Raw genomic sequence first — 17,682 nt, forward strand, 5'->3', positions numbered from 1 at the left:
CGCACCCCCGTGCACGGCCAGACGACAGGGCTGTTCTCGTCTTCATGGGATCGGTAAACGCAGCGCTGCTGCCCCCCCTCTCCCCATCACGATCCATTCACTAAACCGTGAGTATGGCGAAAACAAGCCGCCTGTCACGGCCGCGCCACGCCTCTCCAACTTTTTGAGAAGACTAGTATTTTACCGGAGCCCCGGCGCCCCTTCGAGCACCGCGCGCAAGCTCAGGATTCCGCCACTCGTCGTGAACGAGCGGTTCTCCGGATGTGGTGCAGTTCTTGCTAAAAAGACGAAAGTCGTCGCCGATCCCGGAGCCGCCCGGCCCAACGCGAGATGGCCGGGCAAGCCCGGCCACCTCGCTTAGCTCGACTCGGTCGTTTGCGTCAGCGGAACAGGTTGAACAGCGGGAAGACGCTGCGCGGCTCCTCCTGCGGCAGCCGCACCGCCTGCCGGCGCGGCGCCGCCGAAGCCTCGCGCCGGCGCTCGACCGGCGTGTCGGCGACCTTGCGCTCGTCGCTCTTCAGCGCCGCGATCAGCCGCTGGTCGCGGCCGTAGATGTCGTCGCGCAGCACCAGCTTGCCGTGATCGTCGACGAAGGCGGTCTGATAGGTCAGATGCACCGGGATCGGGGTCGGGAAGTTGATGTTGCGCTCGCCCGAGCCGTACATGCCGCGGATCTTCTCGGCCGTGTAGCGCTCCTTCGGCAGCGCGATGCCGAGCAGCACCTCGGCGTACTTGTCCGGATCCTTCACCCGCATGCAGCCGTGGCTGTAGGCGCGCTTGTCGTGCGCGAACAGGTGCTTGTCCGGCGTGTCGTGCTGGTAGACCAGGAACTTGTTGGGGAAGTTGAAGCGGATGCGGCCGAGCGCGTTGGCGGCGCCGGGCGGCTGCGAGACGTGGATCGAGCCGTCGGCCCGGCGCGACACGTTCAGGCCCATGCGCGACAGCACGGTCGGATCCTGCTGCAGGGCCGGCAGATACTCGCCGTAGACGATCGACGGCGGCACGTTCCAGGTCGGGTTGACCGTGATGTACTTCATCGTCTCGCTGAGCAGCGGCGTCGCCTTGCTCGGCTTGCCGACGACGACGCGGGTCGTCCACACCGGCTCGCCGTTGCTGTAGACGCGCAGCATGTACTCCGGGATGTTGACGATCACGTGCGCCTTGCCGAGGTCGTGCGGCACCCAGCGCCAGCGCTCGAGATTGGCCAGCACGATGTCGGCGGTGCGGTCGTTGCGCGGGCCGTACATGGCATCGAGCGTGCCCGAATCGAACACTCCGGTCTGCTTGAGGCCCTTCTTCTTCTGGAACGCCTTCACGGCGTCGGCGAGCGGCTTGTCGTAGGTCGTGCCGGTGCCGGCGACGCCGAGCTTCTCGCGCACCTCCGGCACCCGGACGTCGTCCATGCCGACCTTGAGGGCCGGGCCGTAGGCGATGCGCTTGTGCGCGTCGCCCTTGTGGCCGCGCAGCTCGGCGAGCTTGGCCTTGAGCGCCTTGTAGTGAGCGTGCTGCGGCTGGTAGCCGTCGAGCGCGGCGCCGGCATCCTTGCCGTCGACCGAGACGAGCTTGCCCATCACCTCTGCCGCCTCGGGCGGCGTCTCGGTGTAGACGATGTCGCCGTTGGTGCGCGACCAGTGGACCCGGCCGACCGCGGCGTGCTTCGCATAGGCGAGCACCGACTGGTTCAGCTTGAGCTCGAACTCGGCGATGTCGTCGGGGGTCGCGCCGGCGGACAGCTGCGGCACCGGATAGTCGTCGGAATCGAGGCCGTCCGCCTCGGCATTGCCGAGCTGGGCGATCACCGCCTTGGCGCGTGCGTTGACGGCGCCGTCGCTGGTCCACACCGGGCCGTGGGCCCGGGCGGCGTAGAAGCTGTCGAGCGAGGCGCGGGTCTTCGAATCGAAGCGGCGGTCGGTCTTCTTCGCGAGCAGCTCGGCGAGCCGCTCGCCGACCTGCTGGTCGACGGTCAGCACCGGCGCGACCGGGGCGACCGGCACCGTGCCGGTGGCGGCGGGCTCGACCGGGGCCGTGGCGGTCGCCTCGGGGGCGGTGTCGGCCGGCGTCACGGCGACCGGCGCCGGCGCGGTCGGCGGCACCGCCGCGGTGGCGGACGGCGGAGCGGCAGGCGCGCCTGCGGAGGTCGGGGCCGGAGCGGGCGCCGGCGCGGCCGTGGCCGCGACCTCGGGCTTCACGTCGGCGGGTTTCGCGTCCTCCGCCTTGGCGGTGTCGGACGTGACGGTGTCGGTCTGGGCGGCGACGGGCGGAGCGGCCGCGGGCGCCGGAGCGGCCGGCTTCGACTCGGAGGAGGCGAGAGCGGGCGCGGCCGGCGCGGCGGCGGCCGGCGCGGGGGCGGGGGCGGGGGCGGGCGCCAGATCCGCCGGCGTCACCGTGACGGCGGCCGGCTCGGTCGGCGGCACGGCGTCGAGCGCGGCTGCGGCCGGCGGCTGCGCCTGCGGGGGTGTCTCGGGGGCCGACTGGGCATGGGCGGTGCCGATGGCGAGAACCAGCGCGAGGGCCGTTCCGGCGAGCAGACGATCGAAGCGCATAGGCGATGTCCTCCCAGGGGCAAACGTCGGCACCACTCCGGTCGAGCCCGCCGCCTCGGGTCGGCGGATTCCGGGCCGACACCCGTCGGTCCGGAGACTCGATCCTCTCTGCGGCCGGCGCACGACGACGCGCGACCTCAGCATCAGCACTTCAACTTAGCTCAGCCCGAACCGGGCGAGCGCTGCTTTTCGCATTCGTTGCGGCTCTTTTCGGAGCCCTGTCACCGCGCGGCCACGTCGGCCGCCGCGGCCTCCTCGGCCGGCACCAGGCCGAGCCCGTCCAGCTTGCGATACAAAGTCGACCGACCGATCTTCAATTTTCGTGCGACCTCAGACATTTGGCCGCCGTAATGGGCGATCGCGAAACGGATCGCCTCGGCCTCGATCTCGTCGAGCGGCCGCACCTCGCCGTCGCGGCCGAGCAGCGGAATCAGGCCCGCTTCGGGCGGCGCCGTATCGTCCAGCGACACGGGCGCGGTCGCGACCGGCGCGCTCTGCGGCAAAACCGTGGCGAGCCCGCCCTCCGGAGCGGCCGGCGCCGGACCGGCGGTCGCCGCGATCTGCGGGAACTCGCCGGGCCCGAGCTCGTCGCCTTCGGCCAGCACCACGGCGCGGAACACGGCGTTCTCCAGCTGGCGGACATTGCCGGGCCAGGGATGGCGGGCGAGCAGCGCGATCGCCTCGGCCGAGACGCGGCGCACCCGCCGGCCCTCCTCGGCCGCGAAGCGCACCAGGAAATGGCGGACGAGATCCGGGATGTCCTCGCGGCGCGTCCGCAGCGGCGGCACCGTGATCGGGAAGACGTGCAGACGGTAGAACAGGTCCTCGCGGAAGCGCCCGGCGGCGACGTCGGCGATCAGATCGCGGTTGGTCGCCGAGATCAGCCGCACGTCGACCTTCACGGGGCGGCGGCCGCCGACCGGCTCGACCTCGCCCTCCTGCAGGGCGCGCAGCAGCTTGACCTGGGCGGCGGCCGGCAGCTCGCCGACCTCGTCGAGGAACAGGGTGCCGCCCGAGGCCTCGACGAACTTGCCGAGATGCTTCTCGGAGGCACCCGTGAAGGCGCCCTTCTCGTGGCCGAACAGGATCGATTCGACGAGCGTGTCGGGCAGCGCGCCGCAGTTGACGGCGACGAACGGCCTGGCCCGGCGCTCGCCGGACCCGTGGATGGCGCGGGCCAGGAGCTCCTTGCCGACGCCGGATTCGCCGCCGACCAGCACCGGGATGGTGGAGGCCGCCGCCTTCTCGGCGGCGCGCAGCACCGCCCGCATCGCCGGGCTGCGGGTGACGATGTCGTCGACCGTCAGGGTGCCGGCGCGGCTGCGCTTGAGGCGCGACAGCTCGCCGGCCAGCGCCCGGGCGGCGAGCGCGTTGCGCAGCGAGACGAGCAGGCGCTCCGGCCCGACCGGCTTCACCACGAAGTCGACGGCCCCGGCCCGCATCGCCGAGACGACGTTGTCGATGCCGCCATGTGCGGTCTGGACGATCACCGGCACGGCGTGGCCGGCCTCGCGCAGCCGCGCCAGCACGCCGAGCCCGTCGAGATCCGGCATCACGAGATCGAGCACCACGGCATCGACCGCGGGCGCCTGCGGATCGGCGAGCAGCGCCACGGCGGCGTCGCCGCCGTCGGCCGTCACGGCCTCGAAGCCGAACTTCTCGACGAGCCCTTCGAGCAGGCGCCGCTGCACCGGGTCGTCGTCGACGATGAGGATGCGCTCCGCCATGCGGCCCCGGTCCGGATCGGCTGTCCCGAATTGGGGCATTAATCCAGATCACGCTTAACGGGGTGTTACCGGGGGCGCGAGGTCACGCGCTGGTGAAGACGATGCGCCGTGCGCCGGCGCCGCCCCCTCCCTGCCCCTCCCCCGCCTGCGGGGAAGGGTCGGGGAGGGGGAAAGCCACGCGCTCCGAGACGCGCACAACCCGCGGGAAGCCCGCGGGGCGGACTGCGGGATCCTCGCACGCCGGCGCTTTACGCAACTTTACATTCAAGACAATGCATCGAAACGCGGCCGGACGACACTTCCGATCGTCATCCAGAGCATTCCCCGGCGGGCTCCTCGGGGAAGCCGCATCGTCCACGAAAGGATTTGCATCGTGTCGAACGCACGCACCGAGACCCGCTACGGAATGCTCCCGATCCTCCTGCACTGGGTCAGCGCGGTCCTGATCGGATGGCTGGTGGTGTCGGGCTTCCGCATCTCCGACACCGGCGACCTCGTCGCCAAGGCGGACATGCTCCGCCTCCATGTCGCGGGCGGCATCTCGGTCGCCGTCCTGACACTGATCCGGGCCGGGTGGTGGCTGCTGATCGAGCGCAAGCCGGCCGCGGCGGAAGGCGCGTCGCCGATCCAGGCGACCGCGGCGCGTCTCATGCACTGGGGCTTCTACGTCGTCGTCTTCGGCATGGCGGCGAGCGGCATCGCGATGATGATGTCGTCCGGCGCCGGACCGATCGTGTTCGGCGGCTCCGGAGACCTGCTGCCCGACTTCGAGGCGTTCGTCGGACGCGTGCAACACGGCCTGGGGGCCCGCCTGCTGATCGGGCTCGTCGCCCTCCACATCGGGGCGGCGCTCTACCACCAGTTCATCCTGCGCGACCGCATTCTCGGCCGCATGGGGATCGGCGCATCGTCCTGACGGACGTTCGCGTCGCGCCCGAGCGCGTGGCCCGCACGACGCCCGCAGGGCGGACTGCGGGATCCTCGCGCGCCGGCGCGGCCCTCCGGATTCCACGGCGCCTCACGCGGGCGACGGAGGCCCCACGAAAGGCCCCCGCCCCGCGATGCATCGCCGCTCAATGCATCACGGACCGGGCCGCCTCGGCGACCGCCTCGGCGGTCTCCGCCCCCGCCGGATCGCCGGTGGCGCCGGCGCGGCCGGCCGCCTCGGCGCGGGCGAGATAGCGCAGGCACTGCTGCTCGCGGTCGTAGCCGAGCAGGATGCCCAGCATGAAGTCGTGCTCGGGGGAGAGGTCGCACAGCGGCCCCGAGAGGAAGCGCTGCACCGCCATCACGGCGGCCGGGCGCCCGAACACCACGTTGAAGCGCGACCGGCACGCCTCGTGGACGTGATGGGCGACGCCCGACGCCACCAGCCGGTCGACGATCGGCTTCACCGCCTCGGCGTTGACGGTCATCAGGATCAGCGGCCGCATCCCCTTCGACAGCTCGTAGAGGTGATGCCGGAAGATCCCGAGCGTCGCGTTCAGAGAAGCTGGCTGATCCATGCCGTGATCCTCTTTTCGGTCTTCGACGATTCGCCGTCCTCGTCGAGCGCGAGGCCGACGAACCTGCCGTCGCGCTCCGCCTTCGACGCCGTGTAGTCGTAGCCGGCCGTGTCGGTGAAGCCGACCACGACGGCCCCCTTCGCGACCACCTGGTCGTAGAGGAGGCCCATCGCGTCGACGAAGCTGTCCGGATAGCTGACCTGGTCGCCGGTGCCGAACAGCGCCACCTTCTTGCCGGCGAGGTTGGCCGCCCCGAGCTTGTCGAGGCCGCCGAGCTCCCAGTCGGTCTGCAGGTCGCCGGCCCCGTAGGTCGGCGAGCCGAGGATCAGCAGGCTGCAGTTCTCGAAGTCGGCCTTGGTCGCCGTGGCGATGTCGATCGCCTTGCCCTGCACGCGCTTGGCGATGCGCGACGCCACCCCCCGGGTGGCACCGGCGTCGGATCCGAAAATGACGTTCACGCTCATGGTCGGTCTTCAACGGGGGTCGTTGGCAACAGGAACCCGGGCGCCGAAACATCGCCCCGGCGCGGGTCCGCGGTGAGTACTGGAGTACGCGGGACCGTATCGCGGCGGCGCCCCGGCCGCCAACTAGAATCTCGTTCCCGGTGAATAGATTAGAGGAATGTTACTGTGGCAGAAGAACAGTTCCAAGCTTTCATGTCCGATAAACAAGACCATGCCGAAAGCGACAACATGCGGTTCCGCCACGATGATCCGGGCCACCTCGAACCGGTCTTATTTTCGATCGCTTCGAAAGTAGACGTTTCTGTCGGAATTGACGGAAAGCCGACGCGTCCGGCCGGCCCCTCTCCGGCCCCGGCCGGGCGGCCGCCGGCCGGGCCGCCGCCGCCATGCTTTGCCTCGCCGGCCGCAGCCCCCTACGATGGCGGCGACCCCTTCGCCGCCGGCCGGGTGCCGGGGCGCCGGACTTTGGAAGGACCGCTGCCGCAATGACCGTGACGACCGCGACTGTGACGAAGCCCCCTGCCGCTCCGACCGCCGCCGATCTCGGGACGCTGCCCGAGTGGAACCTGGCCGACCTCTATCCCGCGATCGATTCGCCCGAGGTGAAGCACGACCTCGACCGCGCCCGTGCCGGCTGCGTCGCCTTCGAGGAGGCGTTCAAGGGCCGGCTCGCCGCCATGGCGCGCGAGCCCGACGCCGGCCCGGCGCTGGCCGACGCCATCCGGCAGCTGGAGGCGCTCGACGACCTGCTCGGCCGCCTGATCTCCTATGCCAGCCTCGTCCACGCCGGCGACACCACGGATCCGGTGCGGGCCAAGTTCTACGGCGACGTGCAGGACCAGATCACGGCCGCCTCGTCGCATCTCCTGTTCTTCGCGCTCGAGCTCAACCGCATCGACGACGCGCTGCTCGAGACCGCCATGCAGGACCCGGCGCTCGGCCACTACCGGCCGTTCGTCGCGGACGTCCGCAAGGAGAAGCCGTATCAGCTCGAGGATCGCGTCGAGCAGCTCTTCCACGAGAAGTCGGTGACCGGCTACGCCGCCTGGAACCGGCTGTTCGACGAGACCATCGCGGGCCTGCGCTTCTCCGTGCAGGGCAAGGCGCTGCCGCTCGAGCCGACCCTGACGCTGCTGCAGAACCCGAGCGAGACGGTGCGCCGCAAGGCCGCCGAGGCGCTGGCCGAGACCTTCGGCAAGAACCTGCGCATCTTCACGCTGATCACCAACACGCTCGCCAAGGACAAGGAGATCTCCGACCGCTGGCGCGGCTTCGCCGACATCGCCGACTCGCGCCATCTGGCCAACCGGGTGGAGCGCGAGGTGGTCGAGGCGCTGGTGAGCGCCGTGCGCGAGGCCTATCCGCGGCTGTCGCACCGCTACTACGCGCTGAAGGCGCGGTGGTTCAAGAAGGAGCGGCTCGCCCACTGGGACCGCAACGCGCCGCTGCCCAAGGTGGCGACGCCGACGATTCCGTGGGACGAAGCGAAGGACGCGGTGCTCTCGGCCTACGGCCAGTTCTCGCCGAAGATGGCCGAGATCGCCGAGCGCTTCTTCACCGACCGCTGGATCGACGCGCCGACCCGGCCCGGCAAGGCGCCGGGCGCCTTCGCGCATCCGACCGTGCCGTCGGCGCACCCCTACGTGCTGCTCAACTACCAGGGCAAGCCGCGCGACGTGATGACGCTCGCCCACGAGCTCGGACACGGCGTCCACCAGGTGCTGGCGGCGAAGAACGGCCCGCTGATGGCGCCGACGCCGCTGACGCTCGCCGAGACCGCCAGCGTGTTCGGCGAGATGCTCACCTTCCGCAAGCTCCTCGCCGGCATCAAGGACAGGAAGCGACGCCGCGCCATGCTGGCCGGCAAGGTCGAGGACATGCTCAACACGGTGGTGCGGCAGATCGCCTTCTACACGTTCGAGCGCGACATCCACACCGAGCGGCGCGAGGGCGAGCTGACCGCCGACCGCATCGGCGAGATCTGGATGAAGGTGCAGTCCGAGAGCCTCGGCCCGGCGATCGAGCTGAAGCCCGGCTACGAGACCTTCTGGGCCTATATCGGCCACTTCGTCCACGCGCCGTTCTACGTCTACGCCTACGCGTTCGGCGACTGCCTGGTGAACGCCCTCTACGCCGTCTACGAGAACGCCCACGAGGGCTTCGCCGAGCGCTATCTCGCCATGCTGGCGGCCGGCGGCACCAAGCCGCACAACGAGCTGCTCGCCCCGTTCGGCCTCGACGCCCGCGACCCCGGCTTCTGGCAGGGCGGCCTCGGCCTCATCGCCACCATGATCGACGAGCTGGAGGCGATGGAGGGGACGTAGGCGCGGCGGCGGCCGAGCGGCCCGGGGCTCGTCTCTCTCCCCTCGCGGGAGAGGGAAGAGGGGAAGTGCAGCCCTCAATGCATCCGGGGCGTGCGCAGGAAGCGCAGGCGGTCGCCGGAGGTGGCGCGCAGCGCCAGCATGCGGCCGTCGCGCTGGACCGTGATCGGCACCTCGACGCCGGCATGGCCGAGCGACCAGATGCGGCGGAACAGCTCGGCCAGCGTCGCGACCGGCGTGTCGGCGACGGTGAGCAGGGTGTCGCCGGCGCGCAGGTCGGCGCGCTGCGCCGGGCTGCCGTTCGCCACCCCGACGACGACCAGCTTGTCCTCCAGCTCGGTGACGTAGACGCCGAGCCACGGGCGCGCCGGCCGGTTCGGCCGGCCGTAGGTCAGGAGGTCGTCGAGGACCGGCTTCAGCAGGTCGATCGGGACCACCATGTTGACGTGGTAGACGGTGTCCTGGTCGCGCCGCTGCTCGAGATGCAGCGAGCCGATGCCGACCAGCTCGCCGGCCGCGTTGATCAGCGCCGTGCCGCCCCAGTTGGGATGCGCCGGCGCCGTGAAGATGGCGTCGTCGAGCAGGTACTCCCAGTAGCCGGCGAACTCCTGGCGGGCGACGATGCGGGCCGCGACGGCGCGCTGGCGGCCGCCGGTGGCGGCCAGGATCGCGTGCTCGCCGACCAGCAGGTCGGCCGAGCGGCCGAGCGGCAGCGCCGGCACCTCGAGGCGGCCGAGCGCCTGCACCAGGCCGAAGCCGGTCTCGTGGTCGAAGGCGAGCGCGTGGCCGGGCACGACGCGGCCGTCGGCGGTGCGCAGCCACACCGCCTCGGCCTCGGTGATCAGGTAGCCGACCGTGAGGACGAGGCCGCTGTCGCGGATGACGACGCCGTGGCCGGCCCGCTCGGTGCCGAGCGTCTCGGCCGTGGTCGCGTCGGCCGGCACCTCGGCGCGCAGCGCCACCACGGCGTTCAACGCCCGGTCGAGGTCGAACTTGTAGCCTTCCGCCTTCGGCTGTGCGGCCGGCGGAATCTTCCAGTCCCCGGAGGACGGCATCGGCATCTCCCGTGCGCGATGCGCGGCATCGCACGCGGCGCGCGGAGCGGTGGCACGCCGACGCCAGATGTAGAGGCGATGGGCGGTGAGGACAATAAGGCGGCGGGGTGGCGGAGCGCTGCCTGCCGCGGGGCAGCGCGCCGCGGCCCGCGGCCCGTCCGCGACCGTACGGTCAGCGTGCGCCGAGGGCGGTGGCGATCGCCTCGATGCGGTTGCGCGAGTAGCTCGGCAGGCCGGCGCTGATCGAGTGGCCGGTGTTGAACGAGGAGTTGCCGGCCAGCACCTGGGCCGGCACCATGTTGCGCAGCACCGGCACGCCTTCGAGCTCCTTGCGCTTCTCGAACAGGTCGCTCTCGACGGCGAGCGCCACGAAGGTCGAGACGATGGTGCGGCCCGGGTCGGCCGGGCTCGGCTGCAGCACGGCGAGCACCTTGCCGAACTGCATCACCTGGTTGACGTGCACGATCGACTGCTCGAGCATCGAGGCGACCGGCGTCTCGACCCCGGTGAGCCTGGCGATCGCCGCCTGGTCGATCTCCTCGGGCGGCACGATGCGCAGCTCGCTCTGGAACTCGATGTGGTCGGCCACCTGCTTGCCCGAGTCGCGCAGCTTGTTGAGCAGCATGATGGCGGCCGGCAGCTTGCCCTCGAACTGGTAGCGCGACTGGATGCAGATGACGGTCGCGGCGTTCTCGCACCAGCGGCGGGTCGGGTGGTGCGAGGACAGCCGGGCGTCCTTGTTGGGGACGACGTCGTTCGGCCCGATCAGCCGGTGCTTGATGGCCGGATCCATCGTCTCCAGCGTCTTGAGCGTGGCGAAGCGGGCGAGGTCGACGCGCTCGGGCGGCCGGGCGAGCTCGAAGCGCGCCTCGGCGACGTACATGTGCAGCTTGCGCTTCACGGTCCGGGTGGCGCCGTTCACGGTCGCGGTGACGCTCGGCTCGGTGTAGCCCGGATAGAGGGCGAGCAGCTCCTTCTGCAGCGGCCGGGCGCGGGCCCAGTCGGAGAAGCGGATCAGCCCGGTGGCGGGATCGACCAGCTCGTCGTCGCGGTGGTCGGTGAACGCGATGGTGCCGGGCGGCAGCGACCCCGGCGCCACCTTGGCGATGTCGCGGACCTCCTGGATGCGGAAGCCCGCCGCCGCGGCCGGCACGGCCGGCGCCGCGGCGAGCCACAGGGCGGCGGCCACCGCCGCCAGGGCCGGGACGAGACGTTTCGACGTCATCTGCTGCATCACCAGGCGCTTCTCACAGAGGCTGCGGCCGGGAGCGGCTGGTCACCAGTAACGCTCGCGGTCCGCATAGGGGTACTGCGGGTCGACTCGCTGGGGCGGATAGTCGCGGCCATGGTAGCGCGGCTCGCCGCCGAAGGAACGGCCGAGCTGGCCGAACAGGCCGCCCGGGCTCTGCGGCGGCGGCCGCACGCCCTGGCCGTAGGGCGAGCCGGAGGGCTGCTGCCGCTGGTACGGGCTCTGCTGCTGCCAGCCGAACGGGAAGCCCTGGAACAGGCCGCCGCCCTGCCCCCAGCCACCGCCGTAGCCGTTGTTGCCGTAGGGCGAATTGCCGTAGGGGCCGTTGCCGGTGCCGTAGCCGAACAGCTCGCCGTCGCCGGGGTCGCCGTAGGCCTGGCTCGCCACGTCGTAGGAGGAGACCATCTGGTGCTGGGTGTCGGCGACCTCGCCGGAGCGGTCGACCCGGAACCACTCGGTGAAGGCGCCGGCGGTGCGCTCCGGCAGCCGCGTGCCGCTGCGCAGGTCGATCGGCAGGGCGATCAGCTGGCGCTGCGCCTCGCGCGACGGCGGGGCGAGCGGCGCCTTCCGGGCGACCTTGGCCCACACCTGGTCCATGATGGCGGAGAAGATCGGCACCGCCACCGAGCCGCCGGTCTGGCCGCCGCCGAGGGTGCGGCGCTTGCCGTCGGCATTGTCGTAGCCGACCCACACGGCGACCGTGACGTCGTTGGAGAAGCCGACGAACCAGGCGTCGTTCTCGTCGTCGCTGGTGCCGGTCTTGCCGGCCACGTAGGGCGACAGGCCGGCGATCGCCCGCGCCGTGCCGCGCGCCAGCACGCCCTGCAGCATGCTCTTGAGCTGGACGAAGGCGACCCGGTCACCGCCGGCCAGCGCCCGCAGGTCGCCCTGGTGGCGATAGACCGTCTTGCCCTGCTCCTCGACCTCCTCGACCGCGTAGGGGTCGGGCCGCATCCCTTCGTTGGCGACCGCGGCATAGAAGGCGGCGAGGTCGATCAGGCGCACCGGCTGGGCGCCGAGCACGAACGGGTAGTAGCCGATGCAGTCGCGATAGACCTGCGCCTCCAGCGCCAGCTCGCACACCTTGGCGAGGCTCTGGGTCGGATCGGACGAGATGCCGCCGTCGAGCAGCTGCGCGGTGACGAGGTTCTTCGAGTATTCGAGGCCGAGCCGCAGGGTGAGGATCCCGGACGAGCCGCCCTCGTAGTTCTTCGGCGTCCAGTAGTCGCGATCGCGCGCCGCGGTGCTGCCGCCGACCGGCGGCAGGGTGATCGGCTCGTCGCGCACCAGCGTGTTGGGCTGCAGGCCCTTGTGCAGCGCCGCCAGATAGGTGAACGGCTTGAACGCCGAGCCGGGCTGGCGCGCCGTCTGGGTGGTGCGGTTGATCTGGCTGAGCGGATAGGAGAAGCCGCCCGTCATCGCGAGGATGCGGCCGGTCTTGTTCTCCAGCACCAGGGCGGCGCCCTGCACGGTCGGGCGGATGCGCAGATCGGCGCGGGCGCCCTTCCTGCCGTCGGTCGCCTTGACGTAGACGACGTCGTAGAGCGACAGCGTCCGGCGCGCCTGGGCCGTGACGGCGCCGAGCGGCAGCACGCGGCCGTCGGTCAGCCCGACCCGGATGGTCTCGCCCTTCTGGATCACCACGGCGGGCGTCCAGTGGACGTCGTAGAGCGGCATGCGGGCGGTCTTGAGCGCCTCGAGCCACGGCACGGCCGGGGCCGGCGGCTCGGCCGGCCGCGGCGGCGCGGCGGCCCTGGCCGAGGACTTGGCCTTCCTGCCGCGGGCCGGCGGCGGCGCGGGCTCGTCGGGGGCGGCGGCCGGCGCGGGCGCCGCGTCGGGCGCCGCGGCGGCGGGCGCCCCGGTCGTGCCGGCGGCGCCGGGCGCGCCGGCGGCCTTGCCGGCGGCGGCCTGCAGCTTCTGGATCGCCGCGGCGAGGTTCAGCTCCGGCCCGGCGAACTGGGACCGGCCGGTCGACGCCTCGTAGCGGAACAGGCCCTCCTGCAGGGCCGCCTCGGTCGCCTTCTGCAGGTCCGGATGGATGGTCGACTTCACCGTCGAGGACGCCGCGGTGAGCGGCGACACGCCGGGCAGGCCGCGCGCCTCGCGGGCGATGTGATCGAGGACGTGGAAGCCGGAGGTGCGGGTCAGCCGCTCGTAGGGGGCCCAGGTGACGCCGGCGGCGCGCGCCGCGCTCGCCTCGGCCGGGGTGATCAGGCCGTCCTCCTGCATGCGGCCGAGGACATAGGAGAGCCGCTCCTGCGCCCGCCCGGGATGCCGGTCGGGGCTGTAGTAGCTCGGCCCCTTGGTGAGGCCGGCCAGCGCCGCGCCTTCGGCGAGCGTCAGCTCCGAGGCCGGCTTGCCGAACCAGCTGCGCGCCGCGAGCTCGATGCCCCAGGAGCCGCGGCCGAGGAAGATCGTGTTGAGGTAGAGCTCGAGAATCTCGTCCTTGGAGAGAATCTGCTCGACCCGGGCGGCGACGATCACCTCGCGGATCTTTCGCTCGTAGGTGAGATCGTCGCCGACCAGCAGGTTCTTCACCACCTGCTGGGTGATGGTGGAGCCGCCCTGCGGCCGGCCCGGCCGCGCCAGGTTGCCGACCATGGCGCGGATCAGGCCGCGCTCGTCGATGCCCTTGTGCTGATGGAAGCGCTTGTCCTCGGCGGCGACGAAGGCCTCCTGGACGTGCTTCGGGATCTCGGACAGCGGCACCCAGACGCGACGGTTGTCGGGCTCGTAGACCTCGGCGAAGCGGCCGCCCGTCCGGTCCAGCACCGTGGAGGTGCCGGCCGGCCTGAAGCCCTTGAGCTTGTTGTGGTCCGGCAGGTCGGCGACGGCCTTGTCGTACCACGCGATGACGGCGCCGATGTCGGCCGGCGAGTCGGCCACGTCCTCGTTCTTGCAGAACTGGCGGTAGAGCGGCGGCAGCGCCTTGAAGTCGAGGCCCTTGAACGCCTTGATCTCGCCCGTGAAGGCCTGCGGGTCGTCGAGCGCCGTGGTGATCAGCCCGTCGATGTCGATCGATTCGATGTCGAAGGCCTTGCGCATGTGGGCGCAGCCGTCGCGCAGGATCTGCACGACGCGGGCCTGGTCGCGGTCGCGGTCGAACGTGGTCTCGATCGCCTCCGGCCGGGTCGCGACCTGGCTCAACGCCAGGAACGCCGCGAGCAGCTTCACCAGGATCACATCCATGCCACCGGCCCGGTTGGTGCGCACGGGCACGCCAGACGGGCCCGTGCGGAGAACGCACGCGAGGAGAAAGCGACGCAGTTATAGGCCGGTTACAACGGCGATTTTGGGGTGGCGTTCCGTCGCGACCGAGCAAATTTGCGGCATCGGCAGGGCCGCCCGCCGGCGCCCGCCCGGCGCCCCTCCCCCGGCCGCCGCGTCCGGGCGCAAGGTTAACGGGGCGGACGTTAAGAAGGGATTTCGGGGCGGTCGTGTCGCATCTCCGGGGCGAGCGCATCGTGCTCCGGACAAGGTGCGTCAGGCCGCAGGCCTGATGCGCCGCAGAGCCGGGGCCCAGGGGCGCTCGGCAGCCGCCTCGTCCGATCCCTCTGGGTCCCAGGTCGCGGCGCGTTGCACCGCGCCCGGGACACGCGATCGCGCGGAGGCTCACCCGTGCGCCGCGATGCGGCGGTCGACCTCCTCGGTGAGGTCGTGCAGCGCCGTGCCGATCGCCACCGGATAGGGGCCAGGATGGGTGACGTCGCGCAGGGCCGGCGGCAGGGCGGCGAGCTCCCTGGCGGCGCGCGCCCGGATGTCGGCGAGCGACGGATCGCGGCGCACCCGCTCGCCCGCCCGCATCACCGGGGCGAGCAGGGTCTCGCCCGGCAGGGTCTCGCCGTCGAGCGAGATCACGTCGCCCGCGATGGTGCCGTCGGCGGCGCGGGTCCGCCACACCTGCTTGCGGCCCGGGAAGGTCTGCTTGGCGGCCGAGCGCTTGCGCCGCGCCACCCCGTCGTACTCCTGCAGCTTGTAGACGATGTCGAGCACCGGCTGGTCCTGCGACGTGGTGAGCGCGGTGCCGACCCCGTAGCCGTCGATCGGCGCCCCGGACTCGACGATGGCGGCGATCTGCCCCTCCTCCAGCCCACCCGAGACGAAGATCCGGATGTCCGGGCAGCCGCCGGCGTCGAGGATCGCCCGCACCCGGCGCGACAGGCCGACGAGATCGCCCGAATCGAGGCGCACCGAGCGCACGACGATGCCGTCGCGGGCGAGCTTCGGGGCCAGCGCGACGACCTTGCGGGCCGCCGCCTCCGGATCGTAGGTGTCGATCAGCAGCGTGAGATTGTCGGGCCGGGCGCGGGCGAACGTCTCGAAGGCGACGCTCTCGTCCTCGTGCGCCTGCACGTAGGAATGCGCCATGGTGCCGTAGATCGGGATGCCCCACAGCATCTCGGCCAGCACCGTGGCGGTGCCGGCGAAGCCGGCGACGTAAGCGGCGCGCGCCGCCATCAGGCCGGCCTCGGCCCCGTGGGCGCGGCGGAAGCCGAAGTCGACCAGCACCTTGCCGGGCGCCGCCAGCATCACCCGGGCCGCCTTGGTGGCGACCAGGCTCTGGAGCTGGACGAGGTTGATGAGCCGCGACTCGAGCAGCTGCGCCAGCGGCAGCGGCGCCGTGACGCGGAGAATCGGCTCGTGCGGGAAGAACACCGTGCCCTCCGGCATGGCGTCGACGTCGCCGGTGAACCGCAGGGTCGCGAGATAATCGAGCATGGCGGCGTCGAACCGGCCGCTCTTCTCCAGATAGGCGAGCTCGTCCGCGGAGAAACGGAAGCCGGCCAGCCACTCGACCGCCTGCTCGAGCCCCGCCGCCATCATGAACGACCGCCCCGGCGGCAGCCGCCGCACGAACAGCTCGAACGACGCCGGGCCGGTCAGCCCGTTCGCCAGATAGGCCTGCATCATGTTGAGCTGGTAGAGGTCCGTCAGCAGCGGACTGTCACCGATGTTCATCGCTTCGCCCGTGGAGTTTTGCCGGGGCCGGCCCCGCCGGCACGCCCTCGCGCCGCGGTGTAGCACGGCGAGGGGCCGAGGGGGGAGGCGGCGTGCGGGCACCGACCGGGACCGCCGCGCCGGGGCCGCCCTCAGGCGGCCGGGCGGCGGCGTGTGCGGTACAGGCCGAGCGCGATCACGAGGCCCGCGGCCGCCGCGGCGGCGCCGACCAGGAACACGCTGCCGTAGCCGGCGTGGTCGGCGAGGACCCCGGCGAGCGGCCCGGTGAGGCCGTAGGCGACGTCCTGGAACGCCGAGTACCCGCCGAGCGCGGTGCCGCGCAGATGCGGCGGCACCAGATGCACGACCTCGCGCCCCATCGCCGGGAACACCATCGAGCAGCCGAGGCCGGTGAGGAACGCCCCGCCGAGCGCCAGGGCCGGATCGCCGGCGGCCCAGATCAGCGTCTGGCCGGCCGCCTCGACGGCCAGCGAAACGATCGTCACCGGCAGGCCGCCGACCCGATCGGGCAGGTGGCCGCACAGCACCCGGACCAGCACGAAGCCGGCACCGAAGGCGGTGAGGCCGAGGCCGGCATGGCTCCAATTCTCGCGCAGGAAATGCAGGACGAAGAACGCCCCGATCGCGGCGAAGCCGATGCCCTGCAGACAGACGACGGCGCCGTGCAGCCAGATCCGGCCGATCACGCTGCGGAACGGCGGCCGCTCGGCGTCGGGATGGGCGGGGACGCCGGCGATGCCGCGCAGCGCCAGCAGCCCGAGGGCGGGGAGCAGCGCGCTCGCCGCCATCGCGCCGGCGAAGCCGAGCCGGTCGAGCAGCAGGAGGCCGAGCGGTCCGCCGACCGCGAGCGCGCCGTAGATGGCGGCGCCGACCAGGGCCAGCACCCGCCCGGCCCGGGCCGGGCCGACGAGGCCGACGCCCCAGGCGACCACCCCGACGCCGACCAGGCTCTCGCCCAGCCCGACCAGCAGCCGGCCGGCGAGCAGGACCGCGAAGGCCGCCGCCGGCGCGCCCGCCATCAGGCCGGCGACCGCCGAGGCCAGCGCCCCGGCGAGATAGAGGACGAGCCCGCGGCGCACCGCGACCGCCGGGCCGCGGCGGTCCGACAGGCCGCCGCCGTAGCCGCGGGTGACCACGGTGGCGAGGAAGCCGAAGCCGACGCCGAGGCCGGCCCAGACATTGCCGAGCCCGAGCGGGCCGGTGACGAACACCGGGACGGTCGGAACCGGGATGGCGACGCAGAGATAGCAGACGAACAGAACCGCGGTGAGCAGCAGCAGGCGGCGCTGCGCCGGGTCGGGGGTCGAGCGGAAAGCCATGACGATCTCGTGGCTGTTCCCCGATCGCCGAAGCGCGCCGCCGGCTCGTCGCACCGGCGCGATGCGCCGGGCACAGAGCACGAAAAAACGCACTCCGATCGTCGAGGATCGTTGAGTGCGTTGAATGACGTCGAACGCTTACGGCCGGCGCGACCGGCGACGAGCGGTCAGATAGGCGACGGCGGCGGGGGAGTCAACCGAGGGGTGGGGGCGGGCGGGCGGTCCGACAACGGAACGGTTGGACGAGCCGCGAGGAGACAGTCGGTGCGTCGAGCCCATGCGAACCTCCGTTCGGCTGATCGGGAGTCGACGGCCCGCTGCTTGGAACCGCATGGATCGCGATCAGAGGGCGCGGGGTAGAGGACGTCCCTCGGCCGGCTGCGGCCCGTTACCGCCCACCAGAACAACGCATTGCGTGGGCAGGCCCGCAGGGCGCAAAAGCGAAGAGGCAGGGCAAGAACTCGACTTCATGCCGCGAGGCGGATTTGCGCGCGGGTGACGGCGGAATTTCGGGCGAATCCGATCCCGGAGCGAGTCAGG

General features: G+C 72.0%; 11 protein-coding genes. 2 read left to right on the top strand and 9 right to left on the bottom strand.

Annotated features, from left to right (window positions below; translation table 11 throughout):
- Positions 1–380: 380 nt before the first annotated feature.
- Together J2S22_RS08775 and J2S22_RS08780 are read right to left on the bottom strand one after the other, a co-directional pair.
- On the bottom strand, positions 381–2,543 hold the full coding sequence (locus J2S22_RS08775; protein ID WP_272778760.1) for a L,D-transpeptidase family protein: 2,163 nt from the start codon (positions 2,541–2,543) through the stop codon (positions 381–383).
- Positions 2,544–2,764: 221 nt separating this feature from the next.
- On the bottom strand, positions 2,765–4,270 hold the full coding sequence (locus tag J2S22_RS08780) for a sigma-54-dependent transcriptional regulator (protein WP_272778761.1): 1,506 nt from the start codon (positions 4,268–4,270) through the stop codon (positions 2,765–2,767).
- A gap of 373 nt (positions 4,271–4,643) precedes the next feature.
- Between J2S22_RS08780 and J2S22_RS08785 the strand changes: the two genes are divergently transcribed.
- Complete coding sequence (locus tag J2S22_RS08785) at positions 4,644–5,186, top strand: cytochrome b (RefSeq protein WP_272778762.1); 543 nt, start codon at positions 4,644–4,646, stop codon at positions 5,184–5,186.
- Positions 5,187–5,343: 157 nt separating this feature from the next.
- Here the strand turns inward: J2S22_RS08785 and J2S22_RS08790 are convergent, their stop codons facing one another.
- Both J2S22_RS08790 and fldA read right to left on the bottom strand, forming a co-directional pair.
- On the bottom strand, positions 5,344–5,775 hold the full coding sequence (locus tag J2S22_RS08790; protein WP_272778763.1) for a DUF2023 family protein: 432 nt from the start codon (positions 5,773–5,775) through the stop codon (positions 5,344–5,346).
- Positions 5,754–6,239, bottom strand: a complete 486-nt coding sequence (fldA, locus tag J2S22_RS08795; protein ID WP_272778764.1) for a flavodoxin FldA — start codon at positions 6,237–6,239, stop codon at positions 5,754–5,756. Before fldA ends, J2S22_RS08790 begins: the two co-directional genes overlap by 22 nt.
- 485 nt (positions 6,240–6,724) lie before the next feature.
- Here fldA and J2S22_RS08800 point away from each other — a divergent pair, with 485 nt between their 5' ends.
- A complete protein-coding gene (locus J2S22_RS08800; protein WP_272778765.1) occupies positions 6,725–8,563 on the top strand; it encodes a M3 family oligoendopeptidase in 1,839 nt (612 codons plus the stop codon).
- Positions 8,564–8,637: 74 nt separating this feature from the next.
- On the opposite strand, the gene J2S22_RS08805 is transcribed toward J2S22_RS08800, so the two are convergent.
- The 5 genes from J2S22_RS08805 to J2S22_RS08825 form a co-directional block, all read right to left on the bottom strand.
- A complete protein-coding gene (locus J2S22_RS08805) occupies positions 8,638–9,615 on the bottom strand; it encodes a S1C family serine protease (RefSeq protein ID WP_272778766.1) in 978 nt (325 codons plus the stop codon).
- Between the two features lie 172 nt (positions 9,616–9,787).
- Positions 9,788–10,840, bottom strand: coding sequence for a hypothetical protein (locus J2S22_RS08810; protein WP_272778767.1), 1,053 nt, complete (start codon positions 10,838–10,840; stop codon positions 9,788–9,790).
- 51 nt (positions 10,841–10,891) lie between these two features.
- On the bottom strand, positions 10,892–14,053 hold the full coding sequence (locus J2S22_RS08815; RefSeq protein ID WP_307155816.1) for a penicillin-binding protein 1A: 3,162 nt from the start codon (positions 14,051–14,053) through the stop codon (positions 10,892–10,894).
- 423 nt (positions 14,054–14,476) lie between these two features.
- On the bottom strand, positions 14,477–15,823 hold the full coding sequence (locus tag J2S22_RS08820; protein WP_272780862.1) for a nicotinate phosphoribosyltransferase: 1,347 nt from the start codon (positions 15,821–15,823) through the stop codon (positions 14,477–14,479).
- Positions 15,824–15,954: 131 nt separating this feature from the next.
- The gene (locus J2S22_RS08825; protein WP_272780861.1) at positions 15,955–17,142 is read right to left on the bottom strand and encodes an arabinose transporter; all 1,188 of its coding nucleotides are present in this window, start codon (positions 17,140–17,142) and stop codon (positions 15,955–15,957) included.
- Between the last annotated feature and the right edge of the window lie 540 nt (positions 17,143–17,682).

Source organism: Rhodoplanes tepidamans, from assembly GCF_030813915.1.
Classification (GTDB): Bacteria; Pseudomonadota; Alphaproteobacteria; order Rhizobiales; family Xanthobacteraceae; genus Rhodoplanes; species Rhodoplanes tepidamans.